The organism is Flavobacterium sp. DSR3-2 (assembly GCF_049896525.1).
GTDB lineage: Bacteria > Bacteroidota > Bacteroidia > Flavobacteriales > Flavobacteriaceae > Flavobacterium.
In genome coordinates this window covers 127,058-144,842 of the sequence record NZ_JAFCUM010000001.1, presented here as the reverse complement: position 1 = coordinate 144,842, position 17,785 = coordinate 127,058, and the positions used below count along the sequence as shown (strand labels likewise).

Annotated in this window: 10 protein-coding genes; 4 read left to right on the top strand and 6 right to left on the bottom strand. The window is 36.6% G+C overall.

The features are described from left to right. Positions 1–230: 230 nt before the first annotated feature. From ACP7AV_RS00595 to ACP7AV_RS00580, 4 genes are all read left to right on the top strand, one after another. Positions 231–3,206: a SusC/RagA family TonB-linked outer membrane protein gene (locus tag ACP7AV_RS00595; RefSeq protein WP_426090346.1), complete on the top strand. Its 2,976-nt coding sequence runs from the start codon at positions 231–233 to the stop codon at positions 3,204–3,206. A gap of 35 nt (positions 3,207–3,241) precedes the next feature. After that, positions 3,242–4,849 carry a RagB/SusD family nutrient uptake outer membrane protein gene (locus tag ACP7AV_RS00590; RefSeq protein WP_426090345.1) on the top strand — a complete coding sequence of 536 codons (1,608 nt, stop codon included), beginning with the start codon at positions 3,242–3,244 and terminating at the stop codon, positions 4,847–4,849. A 23-nt stretch (positions 4,850–4,872) separates the two neighbouring features. Beyond that, positions 4,873–5,691 (top strand): SusE domain-containing protein, encoded by an 819-nt coding sequence (locus ACP7AV_RS00585; RefSeq protein ID WP_426090344.1) that lies wholly within the window; start codon positions 4,873–4,875, stop codon positions 5,689–5,691. Positions 5,692–5,762: 71 nt separating this feature from the next. Beyond that, complete coding sequence (locus tag ACP7AV_RS00580; RefSeq protein WP_426090343.1) at positions 5,763–8,651, top strand: alpha-amylase family glycosyl hydrolase; 2,889 nt, start codon at positions 5,763–5,765, stop codon at positions 8,649–8,651. 112 nt (positions 8,652–8,763) lie between these two features. Here the strand turns inward: ACP7AV_RS00580 and acs are convergent, their stop codons facing one another. From acs to ACP7AV_RS00550, 6 genes are all read right to left on the bottom strand, one after another. Continuing rightward, positions 8,764–10,671 (bottom strand): acetate--CoA ligase, encoded by a 1,908-nt coding sequence (acs, locus tag ACP7AV_RS00575; RefSeq protein ID WP_426090342.1) that lies wholly within the window; start codon positions 10,669–10,671, stop codon positions 8,764–8,766. 14 nt (positions 10,672–10,685) lie between these two features. Beyond that, positions 10,686–12,584, bottom strand: a complete 1,899-nt coding sequence (locus tag ACP7AV_RS00570) for an acetate--CoA ligase (protein WP_426090341.1) — start codon at positions 12,582–12,584, stop codon at positions 10,686–10,688. 17 nt (positions 12,585–12,601) lie between these two features. Beyond that, positions 12,602–12,964, bottom strand: coding sequence for a response regulator transcription factor (locus ACP7AV_RS00565; RefSeq protein ID WP_091204335.1), 363 nt, complete (start codon positions 12,962–12,964; stop codon positions 12,602–12,604). A gap of 4 nt (positions 12,965–12,968) precedes the next feature. After that, the gene (locus ACP7AV_RS00560) at positions 12,969–15,674 is read right to left on the bottom strand and encodes an ATP-binding protein (protein WP_426090340.1); all 2,706 of its coding nucleotides are present in this window, start codon (positions 15,672–15,674) and stop codon (positions 12,969–12,971) included. Between the two features lie 324 nt (positions 15,675–15,998). Further along, positions 15,999–16,223, bottom strand: coding sequence for a DUF6814 family protein (locus ACP7AV_RS00555; protein ID WP_426064505.1), 225 nt, complete (start codon positions 16,221–16,223; stop codon positions 15,999–16,001). A 12-nt stretch (positions 16,224–16,235) separates the two neighbouring features. After that, a complete protein-coding gene (locus tag ACP7AV_RS00550; protein WP_426090339.1) occupies positions 16,236–17,771 on the bottom strand; it encodes an MFS transporter in 1,536 nt (511 codons plus the stop codon). Positions 17,772–17,785: the final 14 nt, after the last annotated feature.

Here is a 17,785-nt window from a genome sequence, read left to right as displayed (position 1 = left end):
GATGTGGTAAAAATTTTATTTCGTAATAAAGATAAAATTTAATTTTACAAATGGTAATTAAAGGGATAAAAATTTAAATAAATCAGAAAGTTTTCAACACTATTACGTTTTCGTAACTCAATTAAAAAGGGCTGTTGTCGGAGGTGACAAAATTTACATAAATTTAACATTCGAAGTAATGGTTAAGGTTGAGAATTCAATAAAAACTTAAATTAATTTAAACAAAAAGTATGAAAACAATTTATAAAAAGTTGTTAATGTTATTACTGCTACTCCCTTTTAGTATTCTGGCTCAGAATACTGTTGGTGGGACTGTTCTTGATAAAACATCAGGACAGCCTATTCCGGGTGTAAATGTAAATGTACAAGGTTCCGCTAATGGTGTTTCTACTGATTTTGATGGGAAATATCAGTTATCCAATGTAAAAAGAGGCGACAAAATCGTTTTCTCATACATCGGTTACACGAATACTGTTGTGGATTATGTTGCTCAAAATTCATTAAATGTGTCTTTACAAGAAGATGCGAATCAATTGCAAGAAGTTGTAATTCAAGTGGGTTACGGTACTGTTAAGAAGAAAGATGCAACAGGATCAGTTTCTCAAATTGCTGAAAAAGACTTTAATAAAGGAATAAACATCACTCCAGAAAGTTTGATTAGTGGTCGAATTGCAGGAGTAAATGTAACAGGAGGAGGAGCGCCGGGTGCTAAAGCTGATATTCGTATTAGAGGAGGATCATCTTTATATGCTTCAAATGAGCCGTTAATTGTATTAGATGGATTGCCTTTAAGTAATGCTGTACCGTCAGGTGCGACTAGTATTTTGTCTACTATAGATCCTAATGATATCGCATCATTTACAGTTCTTAAAGATGCATCTGCAGCAGCGATATATGGTTCTCGAGCAGCAAATGGTGTAATTGTAATTACTACTAAAAAAGGTACGAAAGGAAAAGTCAAAGTAAGTTTTAGTTCCCAAGTAGCTGTTAATACTGTTGAAAACACAGTTGATGTTTTAAGTGCAGATCAATTTCGTGCTTTAGTTAATGAAAAAGGATCTACTGCACAAAAAGCATTATTAGGAAATGCCAATACAAACTGGCAAGATGAGATTTTCAGCACATCTGTCACTACTAATAATAATATCTCTGTGAGCGGAGCATTACTTGATAAATTACCAGTACGACTTTCAGTAGGTAATGTAGACAATTCTGGTATTCTTAAAAATACTTCTTTTGAAAGAACTACAACGTCTATTTCGTTGAATCCTGTGTTGTTTGATAATCATTTAAAGATAGATGTTAGCGGTAATTTATCTTTTGGTAGAAATAGATTTCAGGATGAAGGCGCAGTTATAGGAAGTGCCATAGGATTTGATCCTACTCAGCCAGTTTTTCAAGCGAACTCTCGCTTCGGTGGATACTATGAATGGCTAGAGCCAAATGGTAATGTGCCTTTATTACCAGCAAGAAACCCAGTTGCGCGTTTGAATCAAGATCAGCGTCGAGCAACTTCAACTAGAAAATGGGGAAATGTAAGCGTAGATTATAAATTTCACTTTTTTGAAGATTTAAGAGTCGTTGCGGAAGCAGGTATAGATCGATTTGATAGTAATGGTTTTACTGAAGTAAGCACTCAAAGTATCTTGGGATTTCGGCCAAGAACTTTTACTGAAGCTAATTATGTAAACTTGGGTAACTATTCAAGTTACACAGATGCGCTTCAAAATAAAAATTTAAACGCTTACTTTAATTATATTAAAAATTTTGGTAAATTGAGTGTTGATGCCACAGCCGGATACAATTATCAATTGTTTGAAAAAGAACGCTCTCAAACAGGAGAAATTAGACAGCCAAACCCAAATCAGGACGTCATAACAGATCCAGATATTAATTTGCAATCTTACTTTGGTCGTTTAAACTTAGGATTTGACAGTCGTTACTTATTGACTGTAAATTATCGTCGAGATGGGACTTCACGTTTCTCGCAACAAAACAGATGGGGTAATTTTGCAGGAGCCGCTCTTGCATGGAATGTTGCCGAAGAGTCATTTTTAAAAGATAACTCTACCATTTCAACATTTAAATTACGAGTTGGTTACGGTACAACTGGACAACAAGATATATCAGCTCAATATGATTATTTAAGACGTGTAACCCTTGGTACAATTAATTCGCAATATATTTTTGGAAACACAGTTATTTCAACTGCAAGACCAGAAGGATATAATGAGAACATCAAATGGGAAGAATTAGCAGAGATTAATCTTGGTATCGATTATGGATTTTTTAATAACAGAGTAACAGGATCTTTAAACTATTTTGACAAGGAATCAAAAGACTTATTAGCTGATATTGCCGTACCTGATGGTGCAAATATTAGAAATCAAGGTTTCTTTAATGTGGGTGCTGTGAGGACTAAAGGAGTTGAATTTAACATTGAGTCTGATATTGTCAAAAATGATAATTTAACTTGGAACGTAGCCTTCAACACTACTTTCATTGATCAAAAAATATCAAACTTAGGAATTGCCGTTCCAGGTTTTCAAGGGTATCTTGCAGGTGATAATATCGCAGGAGGAAGCGGAAACAAAATTCAAGTTAATTCTGTAGGATTTACTCCAAATTCGTTTCTAGTGTATGAGCAATTATACGATAGTAACAAAAGACCAATTCAAGGTGCATACGCTGATAGAAACCAAGATGGGAAAATTGACGCAGGAGATCGTTATAGATATCGTAAGCCAGCACCCGATTATACTTTTGGTTTATTCTCAACTTTGAATTATAAAAAGTTTGATCTAACAATGAACTGGAGAGCAAGCTTAGGAAACTATATTTTTGATAATGTGAGTTCTAATTTAGGTTATCTAGATGCAGGTTTAAGAAGACAAACAGATTTGTCTAATGTGAGTACCGACTATTTTAACACTGGTTTTACATTTGAAGATAATGGTACACAACGTTATTTGTCAAATTATTTTATAAAGGATGCTTCTTTCATCAAATTAGATAACGTAACGGTGGGTTATACTTTTGATAAATCATTACTACGAGTTGCGACGTTAAGATTTACTGCAGCGGTTCAGAATGTTTTAATTTTGACAAAATACAACGGATTAGATCCAGAACGATTTAATGGAATTGACAACAATGTTTACCCAAGAGCAAGAACATTTTTGCTAGGAGTAAATTTGAACTTATAAATGCAAACTAAAAAACAATTTTAAAAATGAACAAAATGAAAAAATCATTTAAAATTATATCTTATTTTCTCCTATTTATTTTAGGAGTGAATATGACGCTTATATCTTGTACTAGCGACTTAGATGTTACGCCAGGTGATGATGATGAATTTTTATCTGAAGCCTTTTTTCAAGATCCAGCATCCTATAAAAAAGTACTAGCAAAATTATATGCTGGTCTTTATGTAGGAGGTAATGATGGAGATGGAGCGGCAGATATTGGCGGGATTGGAGGAGACTTTAGTAGTTACTTACGGTTACTTTTTGTAATACAAGAACTCCCTACTGATGAGGCAATTATCGCATGGGCTGATGGTACATTACCTACAATGAATGCGCAAACGTGGTCACCTGCAAATGAATTCCTAGAAGGAACTTTTTCGAGAGCATTTTATCATATCAGTGTTGCAAATGAATTTTTGAGACAAACTTCAGATGAAAAATTATCGGCAAGAGGTGTTGATGCAAATTTGAAAGCTCAAATTGCTACTTTTAGAGCTGAAGCTCGATTCTTAAGAGCTTTTTCCTATTACAATTTAATGGATTTATTTGGAAATGTTCCCATCACTACAGAAAACGACCCTGTGGGGTTGTTTTATCCAGAACAAAAAACAAGAGCTGAAGTTTTTGCTTTTGTGGAATCTGAATTAAAAGATCTTGATAATAGTCTTGCAGCTTCAAAAACAAATGAATATGGACGTGTTGATAAAACAGCTGCTAAATTTTTATTGGCTCAAGTTTATATGAATGCCAGAGTTTACACAGGAACAGCTAAATTTAATGAAGCTGCAATAGTACTTAAAGATGTGATTGATAAATCGGGTTACACATTTGCAAATATTCCGTACGCACATTTGTTTTCTGCTGATAACAATAGAAACGGTGCGCAAAACGAAATTATATTTCCAATTGTAAGTGATGGAAATGCAATTAGAGCTACCGGAGCAGGAATGAGTTTTATTATGCATGCTGCAATTGGTGGAAGCTTGGACGCTGCATCACGTGGCATGGATGGCGGATGGCAAGGAATTAGAACTCGTAGAGAGTTTGTAAATCTTTTCCCAGATACAAATGCTATTGCCGATAACAGAGGAACTTTTTACACTGCTGGCCAAACATTAGATATTGCTAATGTAGGAACATTTACTGATGGCTTTGCTGTTACAAAATATATAAACAAAAATGCAAACGGATCAGCGGCACAGAGAAATGATATTCCTGATATTGATTTTCCAATGTTTAGATTATCTGACGCTTACTTAATGTATGCTGAATGTGCAGTGCGAGGAGCAACTGGATCAGATATAGCAACTTCGGTAGGTTATATTAACAAATTAAGAACGAGAGCAAATGCACAACAAATTGTCGCTTCAAACTTAACTTTAGATTTTATCTTAGACGAAAGAGGAAGAGAGTTGTTCTGGGAATGTCACAGAAGAACCGACCTTATTCGTTTTGGAAAATTCACTGGCGGATCTAAGATTTGGCAATGGAAAGGCGGATCCGTAAATGGTAGCGCAACTGAATCTTTTAGAGATTTAATGCCTATTCCTGCAAGAAATATTCAAGCAAACCCAACATTAAAACAAAATCCCGGATATTAATCAAACCAATAAAATCATAAAAAATGAAAAATATAAATAAAATTTTAATCGCATTTGTAGCTCTAGTAGCAGTATCATGTACTGCAGACGATGTTGAAGATCGTCCTATAATTGAGGCAGTTACAGCACCTATTTTACTAACCCCGAAAGCAGATTTTAGAATTGTACTCTCTAAAGCAGCCGAAAACGATATTGCAACCACGATGGTTTGGAATGATGCTGCTTACACAGGAATGACAACGGTGGTCAATTACAGTATAGAGATTGCAAAAGTAGGGAGTAAATTTGCAACTCCTTCCGTAGTAGGTACAACAACAAGTCGTTTTAAGAGCATCACAGTTGGTGAACTAAATTCAGCTTTAATAAATGGAGGCTTTACGGCCAGAGAGGAAAACTCAGTAGAAATTCGTATCAAGTCAACAGTTGGTGGAACAGGCAGTGTTGCCCAGTTTTCTAATGCTTTTACTATCAAAGTAACACCGTACCGCACACCACTAGCAAGTTCACTTTGGCTTGTAGGGGCAGCTACTCCAGGTGGTTGGTCGTGGGATAATGATTCCGAAACTGAATTTCCATTAGTTGTGGGTAAAACTGATGTTTACTCAGTATCAGTAATGCTTAAAAACGGTGAGGCATTTAGAATTTTTCTTGGGAATAACTATACTAGCAATGGCAATTGGGATGCAAGTCGGAATTTTCTATTTTATTCTACAGCAAAATTTGTAATCACTCCTGAATTAGTGAATGCAAATGATGGTGATAGCAATTTTAAATATACCGGACCAACAGGAGTGAGGGTTCTTAAAATTGATAGTACTGCTAAAACAATTACTTTAAACTAATTGGCAAACAATATTAGAAAGGCTACTTGATCGGTAGCCTTTTTTATTATCTAAAATAATTTATAACCGCTATGAAAAAAATTATACTCTTACTATTATTTTTATTTTCGCTGCCGGGTTTTACTCAACAACAAACCATTACTAGCAACGTAAGCCCCATTTTATTTGAAGAAACAACATCGATTACGATAACTATTAGCGGAAGTTCTGTAAATGAAGCAACTTGGGGAGTTACCGGAAACGCATTATATATGTGGACATGGTCTTTTGACATCAATGATGCGAATAGTAGTGATTGTCCAACTAATGGTACATGGACTTCGTCTAACGAGGCAAACAGATTTTTCTACAATTCAGCCACAGATACCTATAGTAAAACATTTACTCCAAACACCTTTTATAATAGAAATGGAATTGGTAAAATAGGTTTCCTTGTGAAAGCTAAGGATGGGACTGGTGATAAAAAATCCCAAGATAATTATATCGAAGTGGGTGCATATCAAGTTATATTATCAACACCGGGTGAAAATAGTTCAACAATTATTGCTTCAGGCGGGAGTTTAAATATTGCAGCTTCTAATACAGGTGGAAACGCCAGTTATGTATTAAAGGCAAATGGTATTAATTTAAATACAAATGCAGCTGCTTCCAGTTATTCTTATAATCACATAAATATTATCGGAAATCAAAATTACGAATTGCAGGTTACACAGGGAACAACTGTAATTACTAAAAAATTCAATGCAATTGTTAATCCGGGTACTATCAACGAATCGATGTCTGCTGGATTATTGGACGGAATCAATTACAATACAGCTGATGCGACAAAAGCAACTTTAGTGCTGGATGCGCCGTTTAAAGATTTTGTGTACGTAGCAGGGAGTTTCAACAACTATCAACCTACAGGTTCTTTTGCGATGAAAAAGGATCCTGCTTCGGGCAAGTTTTGGTTAGAATTAACTGGATTGGTTTCGGGAACCAATTACACGTATCAGTATTGGGTAGTTGATGCAACGCCTATTGCAGGCACGCCTTCTTTAGTAAAAACTGCCGATCCGTATTCCACATTGGTTTTGTCTCCTTTTGATGATCCGGGAATTTCATCTGTAAATTATCCTAATCTCCCAGTGTATCCTGCAGGTCAGGAACGTGAAGTTACGGTATTACAAACCGGGCAAACGGCTTACGTTTGGAGCGTGGCAACGACTAATTTTATTAAACCGGCTAAAGAAAAACTGGTAGTTTATGAACTGCTCGTGCGTGATTTTGATGCTAACAGAAGTTATCAGGACTTAATTAATAAAATTGACTATTTTAAAAATTTAAAAATAAATGCGATTGAGTTGATGCCAGTAATGGAGTTTGAAGGTAATGAAAGTTGGGGATACAATACCTCTTTTCACATGGCTTTAGACAAATTTTATGGTACTTCTGACAAGTTAAAAGAGTTTATTGATTTGTGCCATCAAAACGGAATTGCCGTTATTCTTGATGTTGCGTTGAATCATGCTTTTGGCAGAAATCCAATGATTCGTATGTGGATGAATGATGCTGACGGCGATGGTTGGGGTCCTCCTTCTGTTGAAAATCCATATTTCAATACCACGGCTATGCACAGTTATAGTGTAGGAGAGGATTTTAATCATCAACAAACCAGAACACAAAACTATGTGCAGCGTGTCATTAAACAATGGGTAGAGGAATATAAAATTGATGGTTTCCGTTGGGATTTAACCAAAGGATTTACTCAAAATTGTCCAGGAAACGTAGCCGGAGGACAAGAAGCCTGTACAGGAGTTAAACAACAGGACAGAGTGGATGTATTGCGAAAGTATGCCGATTATTCTTGGAGTTTAGATCCAAATCATTATGCTATTTTTGAACATTTAGGGAATGATGATGAAGAAGAGCTTTGGGCTAATTACAGACTCAATGAAACACCAAGCAAAGGAATTATGATGTGGGGAATAATGACCAGTCAATACAATGAATTGTCTATGGGTTACACCGCAAATATTTCTCGCATGAATAGTTCTAGCAGAGGTTTTGCCGCTCACAGGCTGCTGGGTTATGCCGAAAGTCATGATGAAGAACGACTGATGTATAAAAATTTGCAATTTGGGAATACTTCTAATCCTGCGCATAACGTAAAAACATTAAATGTTGCGTTATCTCGAATGTCAGCGGTTGGAGCTGTTTCTTTATTGGTTCCAGGACCAAAGATGATCTGGCATTTTGGCGAATTAGGTTGGGAAAATTCTATTTTTGCCTGTAATAATGGAACGGTAAACACTTCGTCAGATGCAACAGCGGGCGATTGTAAATTAGATACCAAACAACAACCACAATGGGTCAATAATTGGCTTGGAGACACCAATAGAAGTAAAATTTACAACGATTGGTCCAAAATGATTACGATGAAATCTGTAGAGCCAGTTTTTTTAGGAACTGCAACCATCGCCAATTCAAGTTCATTATATCCAAATATCCAAATTACCAATAGTGCTTTGGCGTCAAGCCAACTCAAAGATGTTTTGATAATAGCCAATTTCAATGTGACTACTCAAAATGTAGCTACTGGATTTCCATACGCAGGAACTTGGTATAACTTGATGGATAATACATCGATTACCGTTAATAATGTAAATGATCCAATAACAATTGCGGCAGGTGATTACCGTATCTACGGTAACAAAACAGCTTCTTTGGCAATAGCAGATTTCGAAAAGTCACCAACGATTGTTTTGTATCCAAATCCTGCATCTAATTATTTTACGTTGAATGAAACGATGTCTAAAGTGCAGATTTTTTCAATCACAGGACAATTAATAAAAAGTTTTGATTCAAATCAATCTGCAGGCTATCAATTTTCGGTTAATGATTTGAACCAAGGTCTTTACATTGTGAAAACATTTGATGAAAATAATGGAATGAAGGTATTGAAACTGTTGAAAAATTAAGAATACGTTGAATTAGTGAAAAAACGGCTGTCCCTAAAAAGACAGCCGTTTTTGTATAAAAAAACTGCTCCAGAAATGAAGCAGTTTTTCAACAACAAACTAAAACTAAAAACTAAATTTTACCTTCTTTGATTTCATCTACAATTTCAGGATTCAACAAGGTTGACGTATCGCCAAAATTAGAATAATCACCTTCAGCAATCTTACGCAGAATCCTACGCATGATTTTTCCGGAACGGGTTTTTGGTAAACCGGAAACAAACTGGATTTTATCTAGTTTTGCAATTGGTCCTATGTGATCGGATATGTGTTGGTTGATCTCTTTACTTAAGTTTTCTCGATCGCGATATTCTCCGGTTTCTTTTAAAATTACAAAACCGTACAACGCATTTCCTTTGATATCATGCGGGAAACCTACAATGGCTGATTCTGCAACTGCGGGATGCTCATTGATGGCGTCTTCTATAGGTGCAGTTCCCAGATTGTGTCCCGAGACAATAACTACGTCATCTACACGGCCAGTGATTCTGTAATACCCAACTTCATCACGCAAAGCGCCGTCGCCAGTGAAATATTTACCTGGAAAGGTAGAGAAATACGTTTCTTTATATCGTTGGTGATCGCCCCAAATGGTTCTTGCAATTCCCGGCCACGGAAATTTAATACACAAACTTCCGGTTACCTGATTGCCTTCAATTTCGTTGCGTTTTTCGTCCATCAAAACGGGTTGGATTCCTGGTAAAGGTAACGAAGCATATGTTGGTTTTGTTGGGGTTACAAAGGCAATTGGCGAAATCATAATTCCTCCGGTTTCTGTTTGCCACCATGTATCCACCACAGGACATTTTTTATCGCCTACGTGGTTGTTGTACCAGTGCCAAGCTTCCTCGTTGATTGGTTCTCCTACTGATCCAATTACCTTCAAAGAGGTCAACTGGTACCTTTGCACGTATTCAATGCTTTCTTTTGCCAAGGCTCTAATGGCGGTTGGCGCCGTGTAAAACTGGGTAACTTTATGCTTTTCGATGGTTTGCCAAAAGCGACTGAAGTCAGGATAAGACGGAACGCCTTCGAAAATTACCGTCGTAGCTCCATTCAATAACGGCCCGTAAAGAATATAAGAATGTCCGGTAATCCAGCCAATATCAGCGGTACACCAGAAAATATCATTGTCTTCATAATTAAAAACGTTCTTAAACGTGTAGGCGGAATACACCATATAACCCGCCGTAGTGTGCACCATTCCTTTTGGTTTTCCTGTTGAACCAGAAGTGTAAAGGATGAATAGAGGATCTTCGGCATCCATAATTTCAGCGACATTATTATCCGAAGCTTGATCCAAAAGAGGCTGCAACCACTGGTCACGACCTTCTTTCATATTGATAGTTGAGTTGATTCTTTTGGCCACTAAAACGTTCTTTACACAAGGACAATTCGATAAGGCTTCGTCTACGATACTTTTTAAATCGATGGTTTTGTTGCCACGATATCCACCATCAGAGGTGATGACCATTTTGCATTCGCTGTCATTGATTCTTGCTGCCACTGCCGAAGCAGAAAATCCTGCAAAAACAACCGAGTGGATTGCTCCAATTCTGGCGCAGGCCAAAGTGGTAATCGCTAATTCAGGAATCATTGGTAAATAAATACAAACGCGATCTCCTTTTTGTATTCCTTGTCCTTTTAAGACGTTTGCCATTTTGCAAACGCGTTCGTATAATTCATTGTAAGTGATGTGTAGCGCTTGTTCTGTTGGGTCATTTGGTTCAAAAATGATAGCTGTTTTATCTCCTTTTTTCGCAAGATGCCTGTCGATGCAGTTCTTTACAATGTTTACCTTCGCATTGGTAAACCATTTTATCTCGGCTTCCGCCATATTGAAATCAACGACTTTGTCCCATTGCTGATACCATGTAAAATTCTCAGCGGCTACTTTGTCCCAAAATTTTCGAGGCTCACGAACTGATTTTTTGTAATGTTTAAAGTACTCTTCTAAATTATTTATTTTATAGTAACTCATGATTTTGGTAAATTTTAAATATTATAAACGCCTATTTTATACTTTTTTAATGTTGCAATGATTTCTTCCACAATAGATTCGTCATCAATGGTGGACGGAATTTGGAATTCGGCACCATCTGTAATGCTGCGCATCAGTTTTCGAAGGATTTTCCCCGAACGTGTTTTTGGTAATCGCTGTACAATAACTACATTTCTCAACGAAGCAACAGCCCCAATTTGTTGACGAACCAGTTTAATAATTTCTTGTTCCAATTGATAGTGTTCGATTTCATCTCCGGATTTGGTTACTACCAAAGCCAAAGGAATTTGGCCTTTTAACTCATCGTGAATTCCAATGACGGCGCATTCAGCAACAGAGTGGTGAGAAGCAACAACTTCCTCCATTTCAGCTGTTGATAATCGATGTCCCGCTACATTTATGACATCATCCGTTCGTCCAGTTATGAAAATATAACCGTCTTCATCTTTGTAGCCGCCATCGCCAGACAAATAATAACCATCAAATTTGCTGAAATAACCGGCTTTGAAACGCGCTTCGTTTTCCCAAATTCCCAACATATTTCCCGGAGGTAATGGTAGTTTTACGACAACCAAACCTTCTTCATTTGCGTTTAATTCGTCACCGTTTTCATTAAAAATCCGAATATCATATCCGCAAACTGCTTTTGTGGCAGAACCGGATTTCACCGGCATTTTTTCAATACCAAGAGAATTAGCAATCATTGGCCAGCCTGATTCTGTTTGCCACCAATGGTCAATTACGGGAATAGGAATGTGTTGTTGGTACCATTCCAGCGTAGCATTATCACAACGTTCTCCCGCCAAAAATTGATTTTTAAGAGGACTTAAATCATATTGTTTGATGAATTCTCCGTCAGGATCTTCTTTTTTTATAGCTCTGATGGCGGTTGGAGCCGTAAACATGGTACCCACTTTATGTTCTGAAATTATTCTCCAAAACGTACTCGCATCTGGAGTTTTTATCGGTTTACCTTCAAAAATTATGGTTGTATTTCGGTTTAATAGCGGTCCGTAAAGAATATAGCTGTGACCCACTGCCCAACCCATATCCGAAGCCGCCCAAAAAGTCTCATCTTCTTTTACATTGTAAATGTATTTCATCGAAAACTTTAAAGCCACCGCGTATCCACCGGTATCTCTTACAATTCCTTTTGGTTTTCCCGTAGTTCCGGATGTGTACAAAATATACAGCGGATGATTCGAATTCACAGGAACACAAGGCGTTTCTTCGGAACCATAAACCAAGGCATCATAATCTACGTCGTATTTCTTAAACGGAATTCGGGCGCCTAATTTTCTGTTGAAAACGATTACTTTTTTTGGTCGGTGTAAAGCAAGTTCAATTGCTTGATCGACCAAAGGTTTGTAAGCAATTAAACGATCGACTTCAATTCCTGAAGAAGCGGTGATAATCGCTCTAGGTTTACAATCGTCAATTCTGATAGCCAATTCATTTGGTGCAAAACCTCCAAAAACAACCGAATGAATCACGCCAATTCTCGCACAAGCCAACATCGCAAATGCAGTTTGAGGAATCATTGGCATATAAATTATAGCGGTGTCGCCTTTTTTTAATCCCAGCAATTGCATACCTCCTGCGAGTTTTGCCACTTCGGTTTTTACTTCTGAAAAAGTGTATTTTTTCACGGTTTGTGTCACCGGAGAATCGTAGATAAAAGCGACCTGATCTCCACAACCATCTTGAATGTGTTTATCTAACGCAAGGTAACAAATGTTCAATTCTCCATCTTTGTACCAAAGCGGATATCCATTTTCGTCTTTTGACAAAATCGTTTCCGGTTTGTTGTACCACTCAATTGCATCAGCCTGTTCTGCCCAGAATTTTTCTGGGTGCTCAATGCTGTCCTCATAAATTTCTTTGTATGTCATTGCGTTGAATTTGTTTCTTATTGCATTAATTCATGAACTTGATCGACCAGTTTTTTAACTGAAAAGGGCTTCACAACATATAAATTGGCGCCTAATGAAAGTCCTTTTTCAATATCTTTTTCCTTGTTTTTAGCCGAAAGGAAAATAACCTTGCAATGCCTCAGTCGTTCGTCTTTTTTTATTTGTTCCAATGTGGCAAAACCGTCCACCATGGGCATCATAACGTCCAGAATGATCACATCCGGCAGCTGTTTTTTTAAAATATCCAGTGCTTCCTGACCGTCACGCGCTATGAAAACTTCAAAATTGTTCTTTTTGAAAGTATATTCCAGTGACATTACAATGTTTGGTTCGTCATCTACAATTAAAATCTTTTTCATTTTTTTAACTATTTTCTGCTGTATTATAATTGGGTAATGTAAAGATGAAAGTGGCTCCTTCTTTAACATTATCTTCAGCCCAAATTTTACCTTTGTGATGTTCAATAATTTGCTTACAAATGGCTAAACCTAGTCCGCTTCCGATTGGTTTTTTTACGTTTTGATTTCGGGATTGATAGAATTTATCAAAAATAGCTTCAAAATCTTCCTTTTTAATTCCCTTGCCGTTGTTGTGTATTTTGACTTCGATATTGTGTTTATTTTCATCAATGGAAATCACTATTTTTCCATCTGTTTCCGAGCAGAATTTTATAGCATTCGATACTAAATTATGAATGACCTGAATGATCCGTTCTTCATCATAAAAGGCTTTTATCTCTTTGGAGCTATCATTAAATTCAATATTGATATGTCTATTTTTTATTAATTGTTGGAGAGAATTTAATGTGTTTTTGATTGTTTTTGTAATGTTGTTTTTGGACAAATAAATCTTTTGTTTTCCGGTTTCAAATTTTTCTAAATCCAAAATTTTGTCAATTAGGCGGTTTAATCGATCCGACTCTGAAATGATGTTTTGCAAAAACTGCTTTCTCAATTCTTCGGGAATGTCGTTATCGTCATGAAGGATCTCGCTTGCTGCACGAATGGCCGTTATTGGCGTTCTCAATTCATGGGTAACCGTATCAAGAAATTCATCTTTTTGAATGTCTTTATTTACTAATTCCTGATTTGCATTTTTAAGTTGTTCGGATATTTTTTTTAATTCATTCGAAGTGTCCGTCAACTTCTTGTTGATGATGATATTTTCTTTGGATTCCTCCAAAATTCGCAACACTTCGGGCAAACTGATTTTGTCTTCTTTGACTACACTAGAGATTAATATTTTGGCGGAAGCCGTACCAATGTGTCCCGTTAATAAATTCTCGGCAAATTTTATAAATCGGGCATCGGCAGTGGTGATATCTTTATCAATGTTGTATTTTAAATTGAAAATAGTCAATGCGCGCTTGGTTCTTTCTTCACCAAGAAATCGCTGCAATACTTTTTGAATATCGGAGATGTAGGCCGTTCCTTTCCAAACAAAAGCATTTTCATGATTGGTAATGTATTTGTCAATATCCACAAACATTTCGGCATAATTACGTTCTCTGTAATTGCCCTTGAAACTCACGGAAATCGCAGAATAACTCAGAATATTTATTAATAAACTCCAGAAAACAGCATGCGGGATTGGTTCTAAATAATCCAAACCAAAAAGTTGAAACGGCTTTAGCAATTCAATTCCCCAAGGTCCTTCCTGAATAAACAGGCTGGTTGATTTCGTGATTCCAATAGCGTACGGAATTAGCAACGTGTAAAAACAGGTCAAAAATCCAAGAATAATTCCGGTTACCGCACCATATTTAGAACCTCTTTTCCAGAATAGTGCACCAAAAAAGGAAGGAGCCAGTTGTGCTATAACGACAAAGGAAACTAGTCCTATGGAAACCAAAGAATAGTCCAAAATGAATATTCTATAGATTGCATACGCCAAAATGATAAGCGAAAAAATCCCTATTTTTCTGCTGTTTACAATTCGCTTGCTGTTTTTTTTCTGTGAAGAATTTTCCAAAGATCCTATGAAACCATACGGGATCAATAAGTTGTTGCTCAACATTGTTGCCAATGCAATTGAAGATACAATAATCATCGAAATGGCTGCTGAAAATCCGCCCAGAAAAACCATCACTGTCAATACATCATTGTCGAAAAGCTGTGGAATCAATAAGGAGTAGGTGTCAGAATTATGGCCTTTTCCTTCAAAAAGAATATTGCCACCCCAAGCAATTGGGAAAACAAAAAGGTTGAAAAGTAGCAAGTACAACGGAAAAAGCCAAATCGCTGTTCGGATATGGGTTTCTTTATTGTTCTCGACGATCGCAGTGTGGAATTGTCTTGGCAAAAGGAAAATAGCAAACATGGATAGAATACAAAGAAAGAACCAGTTGATTCCATTTGTAATCCCGCCAATCGTATTTTTCTTGTCAAAATCTTTCAGGACAGCCGCTTTTTGATAAATATCATCAAAACCGTCAAAAACAAAATAGGTAACATAAATGCCTACTATTAAAAAGAAAACTAACTTCAAAATGGATTCCATGGCGACGGCGGTTACTATTCCGCGTCTTTTTTCGGAAGCGTCTACATATTTGGTACCATAATAAGAAGCAAATAAAGCCAGTGCCATGCAAACATAGGTTGTTGTGTCAGTGAAAATATTGGAGCTTGCCTGCGTTTTGGTAACAATATGAAAAGTGTCTGAAATTGATTTTAGCTGTAAAGAAATATAAGGTAGGATTCCAAAAATACAAATCATGGTTACTACTGCTCCCAGAAATCTGCTGTTTCCGTATCGTAAAGAAATAAAATCTGCAATGCTGGAAATTTTATTTACTCTCGAAATTCGGATAATTTTCTTAAGAATAATCATCCACGTTGGAATAATTAATATGGGCCCTAAATAGATGGGTAAATAACTCAAACCGGATTCTGCGGCAACACCAATACTTCCGTAATAGGTCCAGGCTGTACAATATACGGCTAATGAAAAGGAATAGATGTAGGGATTATTTGTCCATTTTGAATGGCTTCTTTTTTCGGACCAATAGGCAATGTAAAAAAGAATCGACAAATAAAGCACCAATATTAATAAGAGTCCAATGCTATTCATAATATCTTTTTACGATTAAGTACGATATGGCGATTGAAAACAGCCATGCCGAGAAGATATAAATATAGATAATTGGAAATCCAAAAAGTGGTTGCGAACTGTCAAATAACAGTAGGAGCGGTACGTTCAAAGCTAATAGCATTAGCATTGAAAGGATAACCAACTTTTGTTCATGTCTCTTTTTCATAAGAAAATGCAGTTTGCTTTGCAGCGGAATGTGCTTTCGTTTTTTAAAGATTCTGTATTCGAATCTGTGTTTTTTATTTAAAAAATAAACAATCTCTGCAGAAACATGCAGAGATTGTTTTAAAGGAATTCATTTAATTAATCGTTTTTTTCATCGTAATCGCCCATCAAGGCATAATACCCAAAGGTTCCTAATCCTAAAACCACAAGCGGTAGCAATATAAAAAATATGATTATTCCGAAAACCAAATCTTCTTGTTTGCCGGAGGTCAATTTTAATCCAAAAATGTCAATGCAATAATAGGCCGTAGCAACTGCTAACGCCATCCAAACTAATCCTAAAACTCTTTTTATCTGATTCATAGTTGTGTTTTTTTAAATGTGAGCGTTTTTGTCTTTATTTTTAATATAAACCATTCCAATCACAAAGCTGACAGCAGCTATAACAATTGGATACCAAAGTCCTTCGAGATAAAATTCCGGATTTCCGCCCTCTTTTGCATTTATAACAAAATAGGTTGAAATTGCAGGAAGCAGTCCTCCAAAAATTCCATTTCCTACGTGATATGGCAGCGACATAGACGTGTATCTAATTTTAACGGGGAACATTTCTACAAGGAAAGCTGCAATTGGGCCGTACACCATTGTAACAAATATGACTTGTACAAATACTAAAAATATTAAAGCCCAATTGTCACTGGAGTTGATTTTAATAGTTGTTTTGGTTTCTATTTTTGGTTTTCCGTCTACAACTTTAGCCGTACCGTTTTCTAAAGATACCGTTTTTACTTCTACTAATGTTGTTCCATCTGCATACTCTTTGTTCGTGGTGTAAATAGAGTCCATGGTTTGCTTTTTGTTCTCTTTTAATTCAGCGAGTAGCGTTGTTTTTTCTACCATTTCCGTTTTATTGGCTATCGATGTAGTTTCGTACATGCTTTTATAAATAGGTCTGTATAATATGATGGCTAGCAACATTCCGCCCATCATGATGTATTTTCGGCCTACTTTATCACTTAACCAACCAAAAAGGATGAAAAATGGAGTACCAAGCATTAATGCGATTCCTAACAAAGTATCTACCTGAGAAGAATCAATAGACATTACCGTTTTCATGAAATTCATGGCATAGAATTGACCGGTGTACCAAACGACCCCTTGTCCCATTGTTGCTCCAAATAAAGCCAACAATACAAATTTCAAGTTGTAACGATTTCCAAAACTCTCTTTCAATGGATTAGTACTGGTTTTTCCTTCTGCTTTTGCTTTAGCAAAAACAGGAGATTCATCCATATTTTTTCTAATTAAATACGAAACTCCAACCATGATGATCGATACCCAAAACGGAACTCTCCATCCCCATTCGTCAAATTGCTCAGGCGTAAGGATGTTTCTTGTGGCTAAAATTACCATCAAGGAGATGAATAATCCAACTGTTGCAGTAGTCTGAATCCAAGAAGTCCAATATCCTCTTTGTCCTACGGGAGCATGCTCAGCCACGTAGGTTGCGGCTCCGCCATATTCACCACCCAAAGCAAGACCTTGAAGCAAACGAAGAATTAAAACTAATAAAGGCGCCATGAATCCAATGGTTTCATAACTCGGGATACATCCAATCAGGAAGGTTGCACCACCCATTAATAATAAAGTAACCATGAACGTGTATTTTCTTCCAATTAAATCTCCTAATCTTCCGAAGAAAAGCGCTCCAAAAGGACGCACTACGAATCCCGCTGCGAATGTTGCCAAAGTTGACAAGAAGGCTGCTGTAGGATTATCTGAAGGGAAAAATTTTGTTGAAATTACAACGGCTAAACTTCCAAAGATGTAGAAATCATACCATTCGATCATTGTACCCATTGAGGACGCGGAAATGACTTTCCAAATTCCTTTTGTTGATTTAGTACTCATAAATTATATTTTAT